The 17,877-nt window shown below is 64.1% G+C and carries 10 protein-coding genes; 2 read left to right on the top strand and 8 right to left on the bottom strand.

Going from position 1 to position 17,877, the window contains the following annotated elements; translation table 11 throughout:
• Positions 1 to 13 precede the first annotated feature (13 nt).
• The 7 genes from QMB55_RS04850 to QMB55_RS04820 form a co-directional block, all read right to left on the bottom strand.
• Positions 14 to 3,577 (bottom strand): bifunctional diguanylate cyclase/phosphodiesterase, encoded by a 3,564-nt coding sequence (locus QMB55_RS04850; protein ID WP_497587545.1) that lies wholly within the window; start codon positions 3,575 to 3,577, stop codon positions 14 to 16.
• A gap of 70 nt (positions 3,578 to 3,647) precedes the next feature.
• Positions 3,648 to 4,811 carry a MalY/PatB family protein gene (locus QMB55_RS04845; RefSeq protein ID WP_497587544.1) on the bottom strand — a complete coding sequence of 388 codons (1,164 nt, stop codon included), beginning with the start codon at positions 4,809 to 4,811 and terminating at the stop codon, positions 3,648 to 3,650.
• Between the two features lie 2 nt (positions 4,812 to 4,813).
• Entirely contained in the window at positions 4,814 to 5,752 is a 939-nt protein-coding gene (gene cysK, locus QMB55_RS04840) for a cysteine synthase A (protein ID WP_497587543.1), read from the bottom strand.
• A 66-nt stretch (positions 5,753 to 5,818) separates the two neighbouring features.
• Positions 5,819 to 6,814, bottom strand: coding sequence for a sulfate ABC transporter substrate-binding protein (locus tag QMB55_RS04835; protein ID WP_497587542.1), 996 nt, complete (start codon positions 6,812 to 6,814; stop codon positions 5,819 to 5,821).
• Positions 6,815 to 6,965: 151 nt separating this feature from the next.
• Positions 6,966 to 8,495, bottom strand: coding sequence for a threonine ammonia-lyase, biosynthetic (gene ilvA, locus QMB55_RS04830; RefSeq protein ID WP_497587654.1), 1,530 nt, complete (start codon positions 8,493 to 8,495; stop codon positions 6,966 to 6,968).
• A 105-nt stretch (positions 8,496 to 8,600) separates the two neighbouring features.
• Positions 8,601 to 9,506 carry an amino acid ABC transporter substrate-binding protein gene (locus QMB55_RS04825; RefSeq protein WP_497587541.1) on the bottom strand — a complete coding sequence of 302 codons (906 nt, stop codon included), beginning with the start codon at positions 9,504 to 9,506 and terminating at the stop codon, positions 8,601 to 8,603.
• A gap of 10 nt (positions 9,507 to 9,516) precedes the next feature.
• The gene (locus QMB55_RS04820) at positions 9,517 to 11,445 is read right to left on the bottom strand and encodes a TolC family outer membrane protein (protein ID WP_497587540.1); all 1,929 of its coding nucleotides are present in this window, start codon (positions 11,443 to 11,445) and stop codon (positions 9,517 to 9,519) included.
• 147 nt (positions 11,446 to 11,592) lie between these two features.
• Here QMB55_RS04820 and QMB55_RS04815 point away from each other — a divergent pair, with 147 nt between their 5' ends.
• Positions 11,593 to 12,312, top strand: a complete 720-nt coding sequence (locus QMB55_RS04815; protein ID WP_497587539.1) for a transglutaminase-like cysteine peptidase — start codon at positions 11,593 to 11,595, stop codon at positions 12,310 to 12,312.
• 36 nt (positions 12,313 to 12,348) lie between these two features.
• A complete protein-coding gene (locus QMB55_RS04810; RefSeq protein ID WP_497587538.1) occupies positions 12,349 to 14,268 on the top strand; it encodes a bifunctional diguanylate cyclase/phosphodiesterase in 1,920 nt (639 codons plus the stop codon).
• Positions 14,269 to 14,371: 103 nt separating this feature from the next.
• Here the strand turns inward: QMB55_RS04810 and QMB55_RS04805 are convergent.
• A partial coding sequence (locus QMB55_RS04805; RefSeq protein ID WP_497587537.1) for a tandem-95 repeat protein occupies positions 14,372 to 17,877 on the bottom strand: 3,506 nt, incomplete at its 5' end.

Genomic DNA, 17,877 nt, shown 5'->3' with positions numbered 1-17,877 from the left:
GCCCTCGACGGGATCAGATCGAAACGCCGTCGCCGGGCACCTTCATGCGCGCCCGTACGAAGGCTTCGAGTTCGTCGGCCGGCAGCGGCTTGGCCAGCCAGAACCCTTGCGCCTCGTCGCAATGGAAGAGGCGCAGCAGGTCGGCCAGTTCCTGCGTCTCGACGCCCTCGGCGATCGTCGTCAGTTTCATGCTGTGCGCCATCTGGACGATGGCGCGAACGATGGCCGAATCCTCCGGATCGTGCCCGAGGTCGCGCACGAAGGACTGGTCGATCTTGAGCTTGTCGACGGCGAAACGTTTGAGGTAGGCAAGGCTTGAGTAGCCGGTGCCGAAGTCGTCGACCGACAGTTTGACCCCGAGCGCCTTCAGGCGACGCACCGAATCGACCGTCGACTCCGCATCCTGGATCAGGATCGATTCGGTCAGTTCGAGTTCGAGCCACTGCGAGTCGAGATCGGCGAGAACCAGGGCGTTGATCACCGTGTTGATGAGGTCGGGACGCTTGAACTGCATCGCCGAAAGGTTCACCGCCACGACGAAGGGCGGCAGGCCGGCATCCTGCCAGGCGCGCGCCTGACGACAGGCCTCGCGCAGCACCCAGGCACCGATCGGGGCGATCAGGCCCGAAGCCTCGGCAACAGGAATGAAGCGCCCGGGCGAAACCAGGCCGTCTTCGGGGCTGTTCCAGCGGATCAGGGCCTCGACACCGACGATGCGCCCTTCGGCGAGGTCGATCTGCGGCTGGTAGTAGAGGACGAACTCGCGGTTGTCGAGCGCCCGCCGCAGCTTGTTCTCCAGCGTCAGATGCTCGACGACCTGGCGGTTCATCTGCTCGGTAAAGAAACGATGGCTGTTCCGCCCCGCCTCCTTGGCGTGGTACATCGCCGTGTCGGCCTTCTGCAACAGGGTGTCGAAGTCGCTGGCGTCATCCGGTCCGAGCGCGATGCCGATCGAGAACGAGGTCGAGAGCTGATGCTTGCCGACCAGCACCGGCTCGGTCATGCGCAGGTGGATCTTTTCAGCGATGCGCGAGACGGCTTCGCTGTCGCGCACGTCGTTGAGCAGGATGATGAATTCGTCGCCACCCTGGCGGCAGATGGTGTCGGTGTCGCGGACGCAGGTCCGCAAGCGCTCGACGACTTCCTTGAGCAGCGCGTCGCCGACCGGGTGGCCAAGCGAATCGTTGATCGTCTTGAAGCGGTCGAGGTCGAGGAACATCAACGCCACGCGGTTTTGCATGCGCAGTGCCTGCGCCAGCGCCTGCGCCACACGGTCGCGCAGCAGCAGGCGGTTGGGCAGGCCGGTGAGCGGGTCGTGGTGGGCCAGGAACTCGATGCGCTCCTGCGCTTCCTTGCGCTCGGTCATGTCCGAGAACACCGAGATGTGGTGCTTGATCCGGTTCTCGTTATCGCGCACCACGGCGATCGCCGCCCAGCTGTGCAAGGAGCGTCCGGTCTTCTTCTTCAACCGCACTTCGCCCTGCCAGGGGCGACCGCTGACCAGCGCATCGTTCACCGCAGCGAAGGAGGCGTCGTCAAGGGCGCGCACGAAAGCGCCCGACGGACGACCGATGATCTGGGCGTTGCGCAGGCCGATCATTCGTTCGAGTGCCGGGTTGATCGACAGGATGCGGTGCTGGGCGTCGCTGACCATGACGCCTTCGCTGGTGTGGTTGATGACCTCGAAGGCCAGGCGCAACTGTTCTTCAGCGTGCTGGCGCTCGGTCACGTCGGTGAAGGTCAGCACCACGCCGTGGTGACTGCCCTCGCCGCTGCTGCGCAGCACGCAGGTATTGACACGCAGCCAGCGCACGCTGCCGTCGCGGGCGCGGATGCCCTGGGTGATGTCACGCAGTTCGCGCTGTTCGCGCAGCGTCACCAGCAAGGGGAATTCACCCGGCGGGCAGAGCGAGCCGTCGGCGCGCAGGCGCTCGACCGGCAATTCTTCGGGGCGTCGCCCGATCAGGCCGCCGTCCGGGCAGCCGAAAGCGTTCTCGGCGGCGGGGTTGCTGTAGATGAAGTGCCCCTTCGGCGAGAGCACCGCAACCCCCTCGACCATGGTCGCCAACACCCCGCGGAAGCGGCTGTCGCTGTCGCGCAACTGGTCGAACAGGGCGCGCAGCTCGGTGATGTCCTCGTTGATCCAAATGTAGCTGGCGATGCTGCCGTCGGGTGCCTTGATCGGTGCAACCAGCACCCGCTCCCAATACTGGCCGCCGTCCTTGCGCCGGTTCTGCAAGTCGCCGCGCCAGATCCGGCCGGCAGAGATTTCGCGCCACAGCTCGGCGTAGGCCTCGCGCGGCGTGTCGTCCGACTGCACCAGCAGCGGCGTCTTGCCGAGCACTTCGTCGAGCGCGTACCCGGTGGTCGCCAGGAAGGTGTCGTTGGCGAATTCGATCTTGCCGTCGATGTCGGTGATGATGATGCTGGCCGGATTCTGCTCGACGGCCAGCGACAGTTTCTTGGCCCAGTCTTCCGCCGCCTGCTGGCGCGCTTGGCCGAGTTCAAGCTCGGTCTCCAGAGTCGTCACCCGACGGCTGCGGCGCAACAGCCAGTTGAGCCCCACCAGCATCAACGCCGTCAGGCAAAAGCCGCTCAGAACCACGACCTCCATGCTGCGCGTGCTATTGGCCTGAATCCAGGCGGGTTCGGCCACGATGCGCACCATCCACAGGCGATTGGCGAGTTCGAAGCTTTGGGTGTGCGTCAGCACGCCCGCCGAGGGCAACTCTGCGGCGGCACTCCCTTCAGCCTGCCAGGAGCGGATCGGAATCGTCGGACTGGCGTGGTCGAAGAGCACGGTGCGCAGGCCGTGATTGGCGCCTTTGGCGTTGGCCGAATCAAACAGGGCACCGATGTCGAGCAGCCCGACCAAGACTCCGCGCACCTCGCGCAGACGCGCTTCGCGCTGCTCGGGACGCTGCCCGGCGCGATACACCGGCAGGGCGATGGCCACAATCTCGTCGAAATGCAGACCGTCGCCGATCGACTGCCCGACTTCGCTGGCCACCGCCTGCCCCTGTTCGATGGCCTGCATCAGCACCTCGCCACGCTCGTGGTGTGCGTACAGGTCAAGGCCGATGCTCTTGCGCGTTTCGGCCCGCGGCAAGGCGTAGAGCACAGGGAAATATTGCGCACGCGTCCCGGCCCGGAAGAACACCCCTTCTGCGTCGTGATCCAGAATAGAGAAGTCGTGCCCCCAGAGGCGCTTGCCATTGCGCTCGAAATCGTCCCGCTCGTCGGCCTGGATGTACGGCGCCCAGCGAATGCCGCGCACGCCGTAGCGACGCATGATGGGCTCGGAAAAGTTCTCGAACACCTCGCGCTCGACCCCGCCGACACTGTCGAACAGGCGACGGACCGAGAACAACTGCTCGATCGGAATCCGGAACTCTTCGACGATGCTCGCCGCGCGTTCGCGCGCAGCGATTTCGAAACGCTGTTCCAGTCGTTCGTTCGCGGCCTGCGCCGTGAACCGCGCCAGCCAGAAGGTCAGGATCAGTCCCGCCACGCCGACGCAAAAGAGAATGACCCACGCGCGATCGCGTACGGTCCGGTCCCCCTCCAACGTTGTCATTTCCTCGCCCGGCTGTATTTGTTTTTCTTTAAAGGGCGCAGACTACAGCAGAACGCTGAAGATGCAAAACCTAGGCAATGACAAGCCGGTGTTGTTGGCACGCCGCGCGCATGCGGCCCAGGGCCTGGTCGAGAAGCGCGGGCGCACAACCGAAGTTGAGCCGAACCCAACCCGGAAGCCCGAAATCGCGCCCGTCCGAAAGGCCGACCCCGGCGGCTTCGAAAAACTCGACCGGAGCGTCGACGCCCAGGCCACGCGCGTCGATCCAGGCCAGGTAGGTCGCCTCGACGTGCCCAAGGCTCAGGCCGGGCATCGCGTTCACCGCGGCTTCGACCCGGTCGCGGTTGGCGCGCAGCACGGCCAGAAGATCCTGCCGCCAGGCCTCGCCTTCGAGCAGCGCCGAGGCGCAGGCGGTGAGCGCGAGCACATTGACGTCCGGCACGATGCCGCGCCGCGCCGCCTGGTAACGCCGACGCAGCGCCGGATCGGGGATGATCGCCAGCGAACAGCCCAGGCCGGCGATGTTGTACGTCTTGGACGGCGCCATCAGGGTAATGCTGCGCCGCGTCGCGTCTTCGCCCAGGCGCGCGAAGGGCACATGGCGGCGCTCGGGATCGAGCACCAGATCGCAGTGAATTTCGTCGGAGCAGACCACCAGGTCATGCCGCGCAGCGAATTCGGCCAGCGCTTGCAATTCGTCGGCGTCCCAGGCCCGCCCGACCGGGTTGTGCGGATGACAGAGCAGCAACAGGCGAGTCGCCGGGGTCACGGCCGCTTCAAGCGCGGCGAAATCCCAGGACCAGCGACCGCCCTCCTCGCGCAGGGAAACGCGCACCAAGCCGCGCCCGGACAAACCGGGTGCAGAAAGGAAGGGCGGATAGACGGGGGTGGCGGTCAGCACCTCGCCGTCGACGCTGCGACAGGCGAGGTTGATGCCGCAGACGAGGCCGGGCAACCAGACCAGCCAATCGGCCTCAACCCGCCAGTCATAGTGGCGCTGGCAATAGGCCTGCACGGCCTCGACCAGCGCCGGCCAGGGTTCAGCGTACCCCAAGTCTCCGCGTGCCACGCGTGCCTGCAGGGCCGCGAGCACGGGCGGCGGCGAAGCGAAATCCATGTCGGCGATCCACAAGGGCAGGACGTCCTGCCCGGCGTACTTGTTCCACTTAACGGAATCGCTGCCGCGCCGTTCGGGCACGTGTTCGAAATCAAACGCGGTGCCCGAAGCCACCATGTCTAAACCTCCAAATGGGCGTACAACTGGGTTGAAAGGTAACGTTCGCCGAACGAGGGAATCACCACGACCGTCAGTTTACCGGCGTTTTCAGGGCGCGCGGCGACTTTGAGCGCCGCCCACACGGCAGCCCCGGAAGAAATGCCGACCAGCAGGCCTTCCTCGGTTGCCAGCCGGCGCGCCGTGGTGAAGGCGTCGTCGGCGGTCACACGCACGATTTCGTCATAGACTTTGACGTTGAGCACCCCCGGGACAAAGCCCGCGCCGATGCCCTGGATGGGATGCGGCCCCTTTTGTCCGCCCGAAAGCACGGGCGAGGCGTCGGGCTCGACGGCAATCACCTGCACCCCCGGTTTACGCGCCTTGAGCACTTCGCCGACGCCGGTGATCGTACCGCCGGTGCCGATCCCGGCAACAAAGATGTCGACCTGCCCGTCGGTGTCACGCCACACTTCCTCGGCCGTCGTCGCGCGGTGGATCGCCGGGTTGGCCGGATTCTCGAACTGCTGCGGAATGAAGTACTTCGGGTCGGATTCGGCCAGAGCCTTGGCCTTGGCAATGGCGCCGCCCATCCCCTCCGGCCCAGGCGTCAGCACCAACTCGGCACCGTAGGCCTTGAGCAGCAGACGGCGTTCGCGGCTCATGGTCTCGGGCATCACGAAACAACTCTTGATGCCACGCGCGGCGCAGACCATCGCCAGACCGATGCCGGTGTTCCCCGAAGTCGGTTCGAGGACCACGGTGTCGGGGCCGATCTTGCCCGCGGCCTGGGCCGCGTCGATCATCGCCGCAGCGATGCGGTCCTTGACGCTGTGCGCTGGATTGAAGAATTCGAGCTTGAGGGCGATGGTGCCGTCGATCCCGGCGGCCAGGCGGCCCAGTTTGACGAGCGGCGTATTGCCGATCAGTTCGGTCACGTTGTTGGCGATTTTGAGCGTCATGAAAAGTCCTCCAGCATGCTTGGGGCGGTCAGCGCCCACGGGTGAAATAAGGAAATCGGGCGGGCCTTAACGGCGCGTGAAAATCTGGTCGAAACTGGCGCCGTCGGCAAAATGCGCCTGCGACGCCTTGCGCCAGCCGCCGAACAGCTCATCGACGGTAAACAGTTTCAGCTTGGGCAGGCCGGCGCTTTCGGCGGCTTTAGCGTCACGCGGCCGGTAATAGTGCTTGGCGGCGATCTTTTGACCCTCTGAAGAATAGAGAAATTCAAGGTAACGTTGGGCGATTTCGCGCGTCCCGTGCTTGTCGGCGTAGCGGTCGACCAACGTTACGCTCGGTTCGGCGAGGATGGAGAGCGACGGCACGACGATCTCGACCTTGTTCGGCCCGATTTCCTTCACCGCCAGCCAAGCTTCGTTTTCCCAGGCGATCAGCACATCGCCGATGCCGCGCTCGACAAAGGTGGTCGTCGAACCGCGCGCTCCGGTATCGAGCACCGGCACATTGGCAAACACCCGACGTACGAAATCGCGCGCCTTGGCCTCGTCGCCGCCCGGCTGTTTGAGCGCGTAGCCCCAGGCCGCAAGGTAGTTCCAGCGCGCGCCGCCCGAGGTTTTGGGGTTCGGGGTAATGACCGCAACCCCCGGCCGGGCGAGGTCACTCCAGTCCTTGATTGCCTTCGGGTTGCCCTTGCGCACCAAAAAAACGATGGTCGAGGTGTAAGGCGCCGCATTGTGCGGCAAACGCTGCTGCCAGTTGGCCGGAATCAGCCCGTAGTCGGCCAGGGCATCGATGTCCGGCGCCAAGGCCAGCGTCGCCACATCGGCCTCCAGCCCTTCGGTGATCGAGCGCGCCTGCTTGCCCGAACCGCCGTGCGACTGGCGGATCGACACGGTCTGCCCGGTCTTCTCCTTGTGCTGACGCACGAAGGCGGCGTTGATTTCCTGGTACAGCTCGCGCGTCGGATCGTAGGACACGTTGAGCAGCGACACCTGAGCCGCTGCGGGCCCACCAACGAGCAGTGCGAACGAAGCGGCCAGAACGGCCGCAGGACGGAAAGCCATGGGTATTCTCCTGTGGGCGGCGCGAATGCGCGATGACAAAAGTCTAATCGCGGCAGCTTATTCCACAAAAGAATGGTTTGTTACTTAAATAGATCGATTAGAGATATAAAGAAGGCGTCCGCCTCGCGGCAACGCCCTTCCACCTTCAAGCTCAGCCGAGGAAGAGCTTGTACGCGGGATTCCCCGTCTCGTCCCAATGCGCGTACCCGAGATTCTTGAGGAAGTCGCGGAACTGCTTCATCTCGTTCGGCGGCACCTGCATCCCGACCAGCACCCGGCCGTAGTCGGCGCCGTGGTTGCGATAGTGGAAGAGGCTGATGTTCCAACCGGCGCTCATCTGGCTCAGGAAGTTCATCAGCGCGCCCGGACGCTCGGGGAATTCGAAGCGGTAGACGAGTTCGTGATCGACTTGAGGCGCGTGCCCGCCGACGAGGTGACGGACGTGCAGCTTGGCCATTTCATCGTCGGTCAGGTCGAGCGTCGCGTAGCCGCCCTTGCGCAGTTGCTCGACGAGCTTGAGCGACTCGGCACGCGAAGCGACCTGGACGCCTACGAAAACGTGTGCTTCGGCACGCTCGTTGTAACGGTAGTTGAATTCGGTGATGCTGCGCGCGCCGATCAGAGCGAGGAATTTTTTGTAGCTGCCGGGCTTCTCGGGCAGCGTCACGGCGAAGACCGCCTCGCGCTGCTCGCCGATCTCGGCGCGCTCGGCGACGAAACGCAGGCGGTCGAAGTTGGTGTTGGCCCCCGAAGCAACGGCCACCAGGGTTTTATCCTTGAGCTCGTGCTGCGCGGCGTAGGCCTTGGCGCCGGCGATGGCCAGTGCGCCCGAGGGCTCGAGGATCGAGCGGGTGTCTTCGAAGACGTCCTTGATTGCGGCGCAGATTGCGTCCGTGTCGACACGGATCACCTCGTCGACCACTTCACGGCAAACGCGAAAGGTTTCTTCGCCGACGTACTTGACCGCGGTGCCGTCGGCGAACAGCCCAACGTGCGACAGGCGCACACGCTTCCCCGCGGCGAGTGATTGCGCCATAGCGTCGGCGTCGTGCGTCTCGACGCCGATGATCTTGATCTCGGGGCGCAGGCGCTTGAGGTAGGCGCCGATCCCGGCAATCAGGCCGCCGCCGCCGATGGCGCAAAAGACGGCATGAATCGGCTTGGTATGCTGGCGCAAGATTTCCATGCCGATCGTGCCCTGCCCGGCGATCACGTCGGGATCGTCGAAGGGATGCACGAAGGTCAGCTTGTCGCGCTTTTCGAGTTCGAGTGCGTGTGCGTAGGCTTCATCGTAGGAGTCGCCCGCGAGAACCACTTCGCCGCCGCGGCTTTTCACCGCCTGCACCTTGATCGCCGGCGTCGTCGTCGGCATGACGATCACTGCGCGGCAACCGATCTTGGCTGCGGAAAGCGCCACCCCCTGGGCATGGTTGCCTGCCGAGGCACAGATCACCCCGCGCGCCAGCTTTTCGGCCGAGAGTCGGGCGAGCTTGTTGTACGCGCCGCGCAGCTTGAACGAGAACACCGGCTGCATGTCCTCGCGCTTGAGCAGCAGCCGGTTGCCGATCCGCGCCGAGAGGTTGGACGCCAGCTCCAGCAGCGTTTCAACAGCGACGTCGTAGACCTGGGCGGTGAGGATTTTTTCGAGGTAATCGGGATGCATGGCGGCGTCTCTGTGCAGGGAGCGTCGATTCTAACAGCCGTTGCGCCGGATTGCCCCGCACAGGCTCGGCGCGGGCAAGCGGCGCGCCGCCGAAGCGCAGCGCGGCGGTACCGGAATGGAAAATCAGACGCCGCGGTCGTTGGGGGTCTCGATCAACTGCTTGAGCAGTTCGCTCATCGGCAGCTCGAGGCTGCGCCCTGAGGGCGGAATGGGGGCCACAAACCAGCGCTCGTAGATGCGCGCCAATTCGCCGCGCTGCATCAGGTCGACCAGCGTCGCATCAACCAGCGACTTGAAGCCGGGGTCGTTGCGCTTGAACACCAATGCGTAGGGTTCGGCGGCCATGCTGTCGTCGAGCATCATCAGCCGCGCCACCTCGGCGGCATCGCGGCCGAGCAACAGCGCCTTGAGCTGAACCTCATCGAACACCATCGCCTCGGCGCGCCCGTCGAGCACCTGCTGCAAGGCGTCCTCAGGATCGCGTCCAGCGCGGTAAGTGAGACCCACCCCCTGGCGCAGCGCGGCGCTTCTGAGCGCGGCCTCCGAGCTCGTGCCCGGATCGGTCAGCACGACCTTGCCGCGCAGGTCATCGAGCGAACGAATGCCCGTATCCTTGCGCACCAGGGTTTTGACTCCGGCAACGAAGGTGGTGACGCTGAAGCCGACATAACGCTGGCGCTGAAGGGTGTTGCTCGCCGCGCCGCATTCGAGGTCCACCGTCCCGGTCTCGAGCAGCATCTGGCGCGATCCCGTACTGACCGGCACATAGACGACGTTCAGTTGCGTCCGCCCGAGTCGGCGCTTGACCGCCTCGACCACGTGCTGGCAAAGCTCGATCGAGTAGCCGCGCGGAGCGTCTTGGCCATTCAGGTAGGAAAAGGGCAGCGCGGCCTCGCGATAGCCGAGGTAGATCGTCCCGCTGGCGGCAATCTTGTCCAGCGTCGGCGAACGCGGCGTCTGCGCCTGAACCGTCGCGGCGAGCATCAGCCCGGCGAGCGTCAGCGCGAGTTTCCCGAATGCAGTCTTCATGGCCGCGTCCTCACTGCCCGGCCGCAAGGCGACGCGCGCTTTCGCGTACGATCAGCCAGCGCCCGTCACGCTGCTGCTTCCAGACGAGCAGCTTGTCGCTTGCATCACGGTACGTACCTGCAGCGTAGTCCTGGCGGAAACGCACCTCCAGGGTCGCGCTGCCGGCATCGGTGACCGTCAGGTCGCGCACGTCGACGCTCGGCGCGCTGGCTTTGCCGATCCGCTCTTGGCGTTGCCGCACCCAGGCGTCACGGCCGATGCCGCCTTCGGGGACAAAATCCGGCGCGTAGTGGGCCAGATAAGCCTCAACGTCGCGTGCCGCCCAAGCTGCGGCCCAGGTCGCGATCAAGCCGCGCACGTCGGCCTCACCCGCCAGCTCCGGCGTCGACACGGGCATTGCCGCGGCAACGGGCGCGGGGGTCGGCGCAACATTGAGCGCCGTCGGCCGGGCGCCGACCAAGCCACCGCCCATGTCTTCCATCATTTCCTTGGCCTTGCGCGCGAGCGCCTCGCGGTCGAGGGTCGTCCCGACCGGCGCCGTCGGCGGACACAACTGGCTCGCGTCGAGCGCCGCGAAATCCTCGCTCGCAGGCGTTTCCTCGGCCTCGACGCGCTTGAGTTCCAGCTTCTCGAGCAGGCGCCCCATGCCGGCGTAGGTGCGCAGGTAAGCGACCGCCAGATCGACGTCGGCATTGACCTGCGAGCGGCGGGCGTCGAAATACTCGTTCTGCGTATTGAGCAGGTCGAGCAGGCTGCGTTGGCCGATGTTGAACTGGTCGCGGTAGGCGGCACGGGTCTTTTCGAGCAGACCGACCTGAATGCCGATGTGCGACAGCTGGTCGTTGAGACGCAGGGTTTCGTTGTAGGCGATGGCGAGGTTCTGACGCACGTCGCGGCAGGCCTTCTCGCGCAGGTCGAGGGCAGTGTTCTTGCGCTCCCGGTACTGGCGGTTGCGCGCCAGATCGGAGCCGCCGTTGAAGAGGTTGAAGTTCATGCGCAGTTCGACCTTGCTCTCGTCGCGCGTGCCATTGTCCTGGTAGTTGCTGTAGTTGTTGCGGCTGGCAACGAGGTCGAAACGGGGCATGAAGGGCGCACGGCTGCCTTCCAGCTGGTACTGCGAGGCTTCGAGGTTCTCGACGCTGGCGCGCAGGGCCGGGTTGTGCGCGAGGCCCTCGCGCAGGGCGACCTCGGCGGTGCTGGGCGAACCTTTGGAGAGCTGCGCCGGCGCGAACATGACCTTGGCCGGCTGCTCGCCGACGATGCGCGTATAGCGTGCCGAAACGTCGTGCAGGTTGGCATAGGCCGTGGTCAGGTTAATGTCGGCAAGCGCCAGACGGCTCGCCGCTTGCTCGACGTCGACCCGCTTGCCGACGCCCGAATCGGCGCGTTGCTTGAGCTGCTCATAAGCGGCCTGGTGCTGGATGTAGTTTTCCTCGGCGAGATAGACCTGATAGCGGTAACGCACCACATCGAGGTAGGCGCGACCGGCCTCGAGGGCGATGTTCTCGGAGGCGTCGAGCAGTTCGAAATAGCGCACCAGCTTGGCTTTGCCGAGGCGCTTGACCTCGCTGGAGGTCGCAAAGCCGTCGAACAGCATCTGGCGCAGGCTGAGCTGCGACTCGTTACCGCTGTAAGACGAATCGAGCCGAATGCGATCCTGTTCCTGCTTCTGCTTGCCGGTCCCGGCCGACAGGTCGAGGCGCGGCAGGAAGCCGCCGCGCGCCACGCCCACTTCTTCGCTCGCCTCGCGGAAGGCGTGCCAGCGCGCCTGGACGTCAGGGCTTTTGAGCACCGCCGCTTGGGCGGCTTCTTTCAGCGTAAAGTGCGGCGCCGCTTCGGCATTGGCCGGAGCGGACGAAGACTGAGCCAACGCCGCGCCGGGCAGCGTGCCAAAGGCCACGATCAGGGCATAAAATCGGATACTATGAGTCTTGGTCATTGGTCTCTTCGCGTGTATGCAATGGCGTTACGCCATTTCAACGGGCCGATTATACTGGGACAGGCCTCCAGCCTTTGCGTAGTAAGTCACGCGTTTCGCTGATATTTCCTGACATTTGCGGCGCCGATCCGTTCAACCCTCAAGCGCATGCCCCGCTTTTTCCGCGCCGTGAAGAGCCCTGCCTACGCTGCTTGGCGAGCCGCGCTGGCTGCGCTCGCCGCCACCCTGACCCTGCTCGCCGCGCTTGCGGCCTTCAGCGTCGCCGCGCCCGATCCGCAGGCTTTGCAGCGCGAACTGGTCACCCGTTTCGGACCGGCGCGCGTAAGCCTGCTCAAGGACTGGCTGCAGATGCTCAACCAGGCCCGCAGCCAGGGCGGCGACGACGCCAAACTGCGGCGGGTGAACGATTTCGTCAATCGCAACATCAACTTCGAGTCTGACATCAGCGTCTGGCAGCAGTCCGACTACTGGGCAACGCCGATCGAAACCATCGGCCAGGGGCGCGGCGATTGCGAGGATTTCGCCATTCTCAAGTACGTTTCGCTGCGTCAGGCGGGCGTGCAGGACTCACACCTGCGCCTCATCTACGTCAAGGCCCGCCTGCAAACGCCGGTCGGCCCGCAGGTTCAGGCACACATGGTCCTCGCCTATTACGCGACGCCCAACGCCGAACCGCTGGTCCTCGACAACCTCAATCCGGCGATCCTGCCCGCCGGTAAACGCCAAGACTTGACCCCGGTCTTCAGTTTCAACAGCGACGGCATCTACGCCGGCATCTCCGGCCGCGACAAAGCGGCCTCCGGTGTCGGCCGCCTGTCGCGCTGGGCCGACGTTCTGCGCCGCATCGCCGCAGAAGGACTCGACTGAGGCCAAGAACCCATGCTTACCCGGGAGTAACCGACCATGTCCATGTACCGCCAACTCTGGCTCGCCATCGTCGTCAGCACGCTGCTCGCCCTCACGGGCAGCCTGCTGGCCTCGCTGCTCAGCGCCCGCAGCTATCTCGAGACGCAGCTCTCGATGAAGAATACCGACAATGCCGCGGCGCTTGCCCTCACGCTCAGCCAGGGCAAGCCCGATGCGGTCAGCGTCGAGCTTGCGGTCAGCGCCCTGTTCGACAGCGGCCATTACGAAGCCATCCGCGTCGTCGATCCGATGGAGCGCCTGATCGTCGAACGCGTCGTCAGCGTCGATGAGATCGACGCCCCAGCCTGGTTCGCCCACCTCCTGCCGTTGCGCGCGACGCCCGGGCAAGCCCGCATCACCGATGGGTGGAGTCAGTTCGGCACCGTCATCCTCGTCAGCCATAGCCGCTTCGCCTATGCCGCACTGTGGCAGAGCGCCTTGCAGATGCTGACCGCGCTGGCCCTCGCCGGCCTCCTCGCCGGCCTCCTCGGCACACGCATCCTGCGCCGCCTCAAGGCGCCGCTGGGGGCCGTGATTGAACAGGCCAAGGCGATCACCGAACGTCGCTTCGTCACCATCGAGGAACCGCGGGTGCCCGAACTCAAGCAACTGGCCGCCGCGATGAACGCCACCGTCATTCGTCTCAAGACGATGTTCGCCGAGGAAGCCGCGCGCCTGGAGAGCGTGCGCCGCGAAGCCATGTGCGACGCGCTCACCGGACTCGCCAACCGCGAGCACGGCATGGCCCGCCTGCGCGCCGTGCTCGCCAGCGAGGAAACGGCCGGCGGCGCCTTGCTTCTCGTCCGCCTGCCCGACCTGGCGGGCGTCAACCGCCGTCTCGGACGCACCGTCGCCGACGACTACCTCAAGCTTGCCGCGACCCGCGTCGCGGCCTGCGCCGCGACTCGCCCGCAAGGCTTTGCCGCGCGCCTCAACGGCGCCGACTTCGGGCTCGTCCTGCCGGCCGAGACTGACCTCGCGGGCGCGGCCGAACGGCTGCGCGAGGAACTTTGTACCGTCGTCGCCCCCTTCCTCGATGTCGAACCCTGCGTCTGCCTCGGCGGCGCCCACTACGCACCGGGCATGCCGATCGGCGAACTGCTGGCGCAGGCCGACTCTGCGCTCGCCGAAGCCGAAGCCTGCGGCCGCAGCGTCAGCCGCATCGCAGTCGGCGGCATCGAACACCAGCCTGGCAACGCCGAAGCCTGGGCGCGGCAAATCCTGGGCGCGCTGGAGGCTGAGCGGGTCAAGCTCATCGCGTTCCCGGTCGTCGCCCTCGATGGCCGCTCGCTGCACGTCGAATGCCCGTTACGATTGAAATTTGCCGACAGCGAGGAATGGCAGCCGGCCGGCCGTTTCCTCCCGGTCGCCGAACGCCTGCAACTGACCTCGCAGCTCGACCTCGCTGCCGTCCGCCTCGGGCTTGCCGAACTCACCGCCCGACCGGAGCTTGCCGGCCTGGCGATCAACCTCTCGGCCAGTTCCTTGACCCATGCCAGCTTCCGCCCGGCCCTCGCCGTGCTTCTCGCCGCCCAGCCGCAGGCCGCGCGCCGTCTGTGGTTCGAGCTTCCGGAAAGCGGCGCCCTACGCCACCTGCAGGACCTGCGTGCGCTGTGCCGCGAACTCAAGTCGGCCGGCTGTCGGGTCGGGCTCGAACACTACGGGCATCACTTCAGCCAGATCGGCCAACTGCACGACCTGGGCCTCGACTACCTCAAGATCGACGCCAGTTTCGTGCGCGGCGTCGCCGGCAACCTCGGCAACGCCGCGTTCCTCAAAGGGCTCGCCGCCATCGCCCACAGCATCGGCCTGCAGGTCATCGCCGAAGGCGTCGCCCACCCCGACGACCTCGCGGCACTGGGTGAGCTCGGCTTTGACGGGGCGACGGGGCCGGGCATCACAACGCCGGTAAATTAATCCATTGCTGGCTTTGCCTGGACACCCGTACTTACTCGACAAAATAAAAACGGGCACCGGATAAATCCGGTGCCCGTTGTCATGGCTACGGCATTGCGATTCTTCAGTCGGTAATCAGTTTTCCCTTGTTGAGCAGGTCCTGAATGATCGCCGTGTCCGTCGTCCCTGCGAGGGTCAGATCAACCCCCTTCAGAATGATGGTCTGATTTTCACTCATGGCGCTGTAGCTCCCGCCTGCCGTGTGGGTATCGTTAGCGAATCCACCGATTGTGCTGACATGAATCACCGTATCCGAGCCTGACTTCTCGAAGTGCAGGAAATTAGCGAGATTGCCGACATCCGTGCCGCTACGTGCTTCGCCTTGTAAGAGATCGCGCAGGTCGAGCTTGTCATGATCGGTCGTCGTGTTACTGCGATTGAAGTCGAGGATGACGTCGGTCGCTCCATTGACCACATTGACCGCGGTATTCGTCAGCCCATACGGATTGCCGCTTCCTGCCGCAGAACTGCCGAATGTCTGAGACTCGTCGCCGAGTGTCCACGCAAACACGTCCGCACCGAGGTCGCCGCGCAAAACATCGCTTCCCGATCCGCCAGACAGGATGTCGTTTCCGCTACCGCCGCGCACGCCGTCGATACCCTCGCCGCCAGACAGCGTGTCGTTGTCTGCGCCTCCGTAGATGAGGTCGACGCCGGCCTGCCCGTAGACCCGATCCGCCCCGGCTCCAGAATGGCCCAGATCAGCCCATTCCGCTGCGGAACGGTTGTCGCTGGCCGTCGTGTACCGAGCCGACGGATTCAGATTGCCGTCACTGCCCACCATTGACCCATCTGCAAGCTGCATCAGATTGGTCGCCATCACGTTGGCCACGGTCGGCAACTGACCGCTCACCGGATGCGCATTGGCACCCGAATCGCCGAGGAAGAGCACGTCGTTGCCGCGCCCGGTTTCAACATAATCGTTACCACCACGCGAGTCGATGATTTGATCGAGCGTCGCGGAAACAACCGTTTGAACCTGGCTTGGCGTGCTACCGAAACCTCCAAGCTGGAGGTAGTACGTATCCTCCAAACCAGACATCAGGGTGATCTGGTCATTGCCGCTGTCACCACGGATGGCATCTCGCGGATTGGCAACCGTAATCACCAGCACCGCGTTATCCGTTCCGCCGTAACCGTCGCTGACCGTGTACCCGATCCGGGCCTCGCCGATAAACCCGGGAGCTGGCGTGAACGTCAGAGAACCGTCTGCATTGCGGAGCACACTCCCCTGTCCGGAAATCAAGGTCGGCGCCCCCACCACCAAGGGATCACCTTGAGCATCGCCATCGTTGGCAAGGACGGCAACCGTGACCGGAGTATTTGCCGTCGTGAATGCGTAGTCGTCGGCAGCTACCGGAGGAGTATTAAGCGAAGGCCGCACCTTGATCGTCAACGTTCCGCTTGCAGTATCACCATCGCTGTCTCGTACGGTGAAATTGAAGGTTTCGTTCTTAGCGACGACGATCGTGGGCGGGGCCGTGTAGGTATAAGCTCCGGTATCGAGATCGATGACGAACTTACCTCCGAGCAATGTTTGGATCGTCAGGATGTTCTCAGCGGTATCAAAGACAGCACGGTTTGTTCCCGTGGCGGTATACGACCCGCCATTAGCCGGATTGTAGGTATAGGTCGTGCCATCGATGATCAAAGTTTGCAAACTTCCGCCATCAGCCCCAAGCCCCACGCCATCGACGATGGAGCCACCGGTCAGCAAGCTACCCACACTCGGCGGAATAACTGTGTCACGCAGGGCATTGGTCAGATCATTGAGATCAGTCACGACCTGTCCATTGAGATCGGTGTTGTTCACACCATCATAGGCAATGGGGCCGAGATAGCTCGCCGTAATCTCGGTTCCTAAACCGATTGCATTTGCGTAAATACCGTTACTCGTCAGAAACTGCTTCCAAAGCGTTTCTTCGTTACCCTGAATGCCGACATCTCGACCCGTGGTATCGTATCCAGTGCCATTCAGAGATCCTCCAGAATAGGAACTCGTATTACCCATGCCATAGGTCGGCACCCCATCCGAGAAAAAGTAGGCGACGTTCTGCCCACCTAAGATTTTTCCGGTCCCGGCATATGCGGTTTCCGTTTTCGCCAAAGCATCGTCGTAATTGGTTCCTCCCGTGGCAGTCAAGGAAGCAATGAGTCCCTTGGCATCGGCAACCGTCATCCAAGAAGCACTCGGAACTGAAGCATAGGTGCTGAAGGTCACCAATTGGACTTTGACGTCGCCGAAGTTGTCGTACTGATCTAGCAGTTGGGCAATCGCCTCCTTGGCCACCTGCAGCCTGGTCTTTGTACCAACGCCGGAAGGATCGTTCATGCTCCCCGAAAGATCCAGGGTGATGAGCAGATTGGTATTCAAGGTCGGCAACGTCACCACTTGGCTGCTGCTCTGCGCAGTTGGTGCGTCATCTTCGATGTTGACCGTCAAATTACCCGTCACCGCCGGAGATTTGCCATCGCTCCCCGAGACTCCGAACTGCAAAGAACGGATGTTTTCACCATTGCCGCTAGCATGATCGATGGGTTTCGACAGTGTTACTGTGTAGTCGCCGTTACTCGATACAGCTACGCGCAAAACCTCAACTCCGCCCGCAGAACCAACCAGCGGTGCTCCGTTTGCCCCTCCACTCCAGGTCACGGCCACCCCACCTGAAGTCAGACTTGCCGGACCTGTCAGGGTGACCGATAGTGCGTCGCCATCGACATCAGTAAACAATTTCCCGGTGGCCACGGTCGTATCCGTACTGTCACTCGGTGAACCCGTTGTATCCTTCAGTCCGCTGGCCAGCCCCTCTTCGGAAACGATCGCCGTCACATTGTTTAGGACCGGCACGTCGTTCACCGGGTTGATCGTCAGCGTCAGCGTCGAAGTGTCCCTACCGCCCTGCCCATCGCTCACGGTGTAGGTGATCACCGGAATCGCACCCGTGTAATTGGCCGCTGGAACGAAGCTGTAACTGCCGTTGGCGTTGATGGTGAGACTGCCAACCCCGGCAATGCTCACCGCACTGCCCACCGCTTGCGTGCCGTTCATGCCGGCAATGGTGTATCCCGTAATGCTCAGCGAATTACCGTCCACGTCTGTGGCGTTATTGAGCAGGTCGCCTATCGCACCGTTCGTAACCGTCAAGGTAACGTCTTCGGTCACCGTGTTGCTTTCGTCGCCGTCCACCGGGGCGTCGTTGACCGGGGTGACCGTGAGGCTCAGCGTCGAGGTGTCCGTATTGACCCCGTCGGTGACGGTGTAGGTGGCCACCGGCACCGGGCCGTTGTAGTTGGCCACCGGGACGAAGCTGTAGGCGCCGTCCGCGCCAATGGTCAGCGTGCCTACGCCCGCAATCGTCGCGCTCTGGCCGGCGGTGTAGGTGGTGCCGCCCACCGTGAAGCCGGTCACGCTCAGCGTGCCGTCGACACTCGTGGTCCCCGCCAGCACGTTGCCGCTGGCGCTGCTGTCTTCGTCAATCGTGACGTTTTCATTGGCGTCGGTGAGCCCATCGGCCACCGGGGTGACCGTGAGGCTCAGCGTCGAGGTGTCCGTATTGACCCCGTCGGTGA

The organism is Propionivibrio sp. (assembly GCF_041441355.1).
Classification (GTDB): domain Bacteria; phylum Pseudomonadota; class Gammaproteobacteria; order Burkholderiales; family Rhodocyclaceae; genus Propionivibrio.
The sequence above is the reverse complement of the archived record's forward strand: the minus strand, read 5'-3'. Positions and strand labels throughout refer to the sequence as shown.

Bases quoted from the DNA above. Each gene is read 5' to 3' on its own strand.
- cysK (WP_497587543.1), bottom strand. From the start codon at position 5,752: ATGACGCTCAAAATCGCCAACAACGTGACCGAACTGATCGGCAATACG.
- QMB55_RS04825 (WP_497587541.1), bottom strand. From the start codon at position 9,506: ATGAAGACTGCATTCGGGAAACTCGCGCTGACGCTCGCCGGGCTGATG.
- QMB55_RS04810 (WP_497587538.1), top strand. From the start codon at position 12,349: ATGTCCATGTACCGCCAACTCTGGCTCGCCATCGTCGTCAGCACGCTG.
- QMB55_RS04820 (WP_497587540.1), bottom strand. From the start codon at position 11,445: ATGACCAAGACTCATAGTATCCGATTTTATGCCCTGATCGTGGCCTTT.
- QMB55_RS04850 (WP_497587545.1), bottom strand. From the start codon at position 3,577: ATGACAACGTTGGAGGGGGACCGGACCGTACGCGATCGCGCGTGGGTC.
- QMB55_RS04845 (WP_497587544.1), bottom strand. From the start codon at position 4,811: ATGGTGGCTTCGGGCACCGCGTTTGATTTCGAACACGTGCCCGAACGG.
- QMB55_RS04835 (WP_497587542.1), bottom strand. From the start codon at position 6,814: ATGGCTTTCCGTCCTGCGGCCGTTCTGGCCGCTTCGTTCGCACTGCTC.
- QMB55_RS04815 (WP_497587539.1), top strand. From the start codon at position 11,593: ATGCCCCGCTTTTTCCGCGCCGTGAAGAGCCCTGCCTACGCTGCTTGG.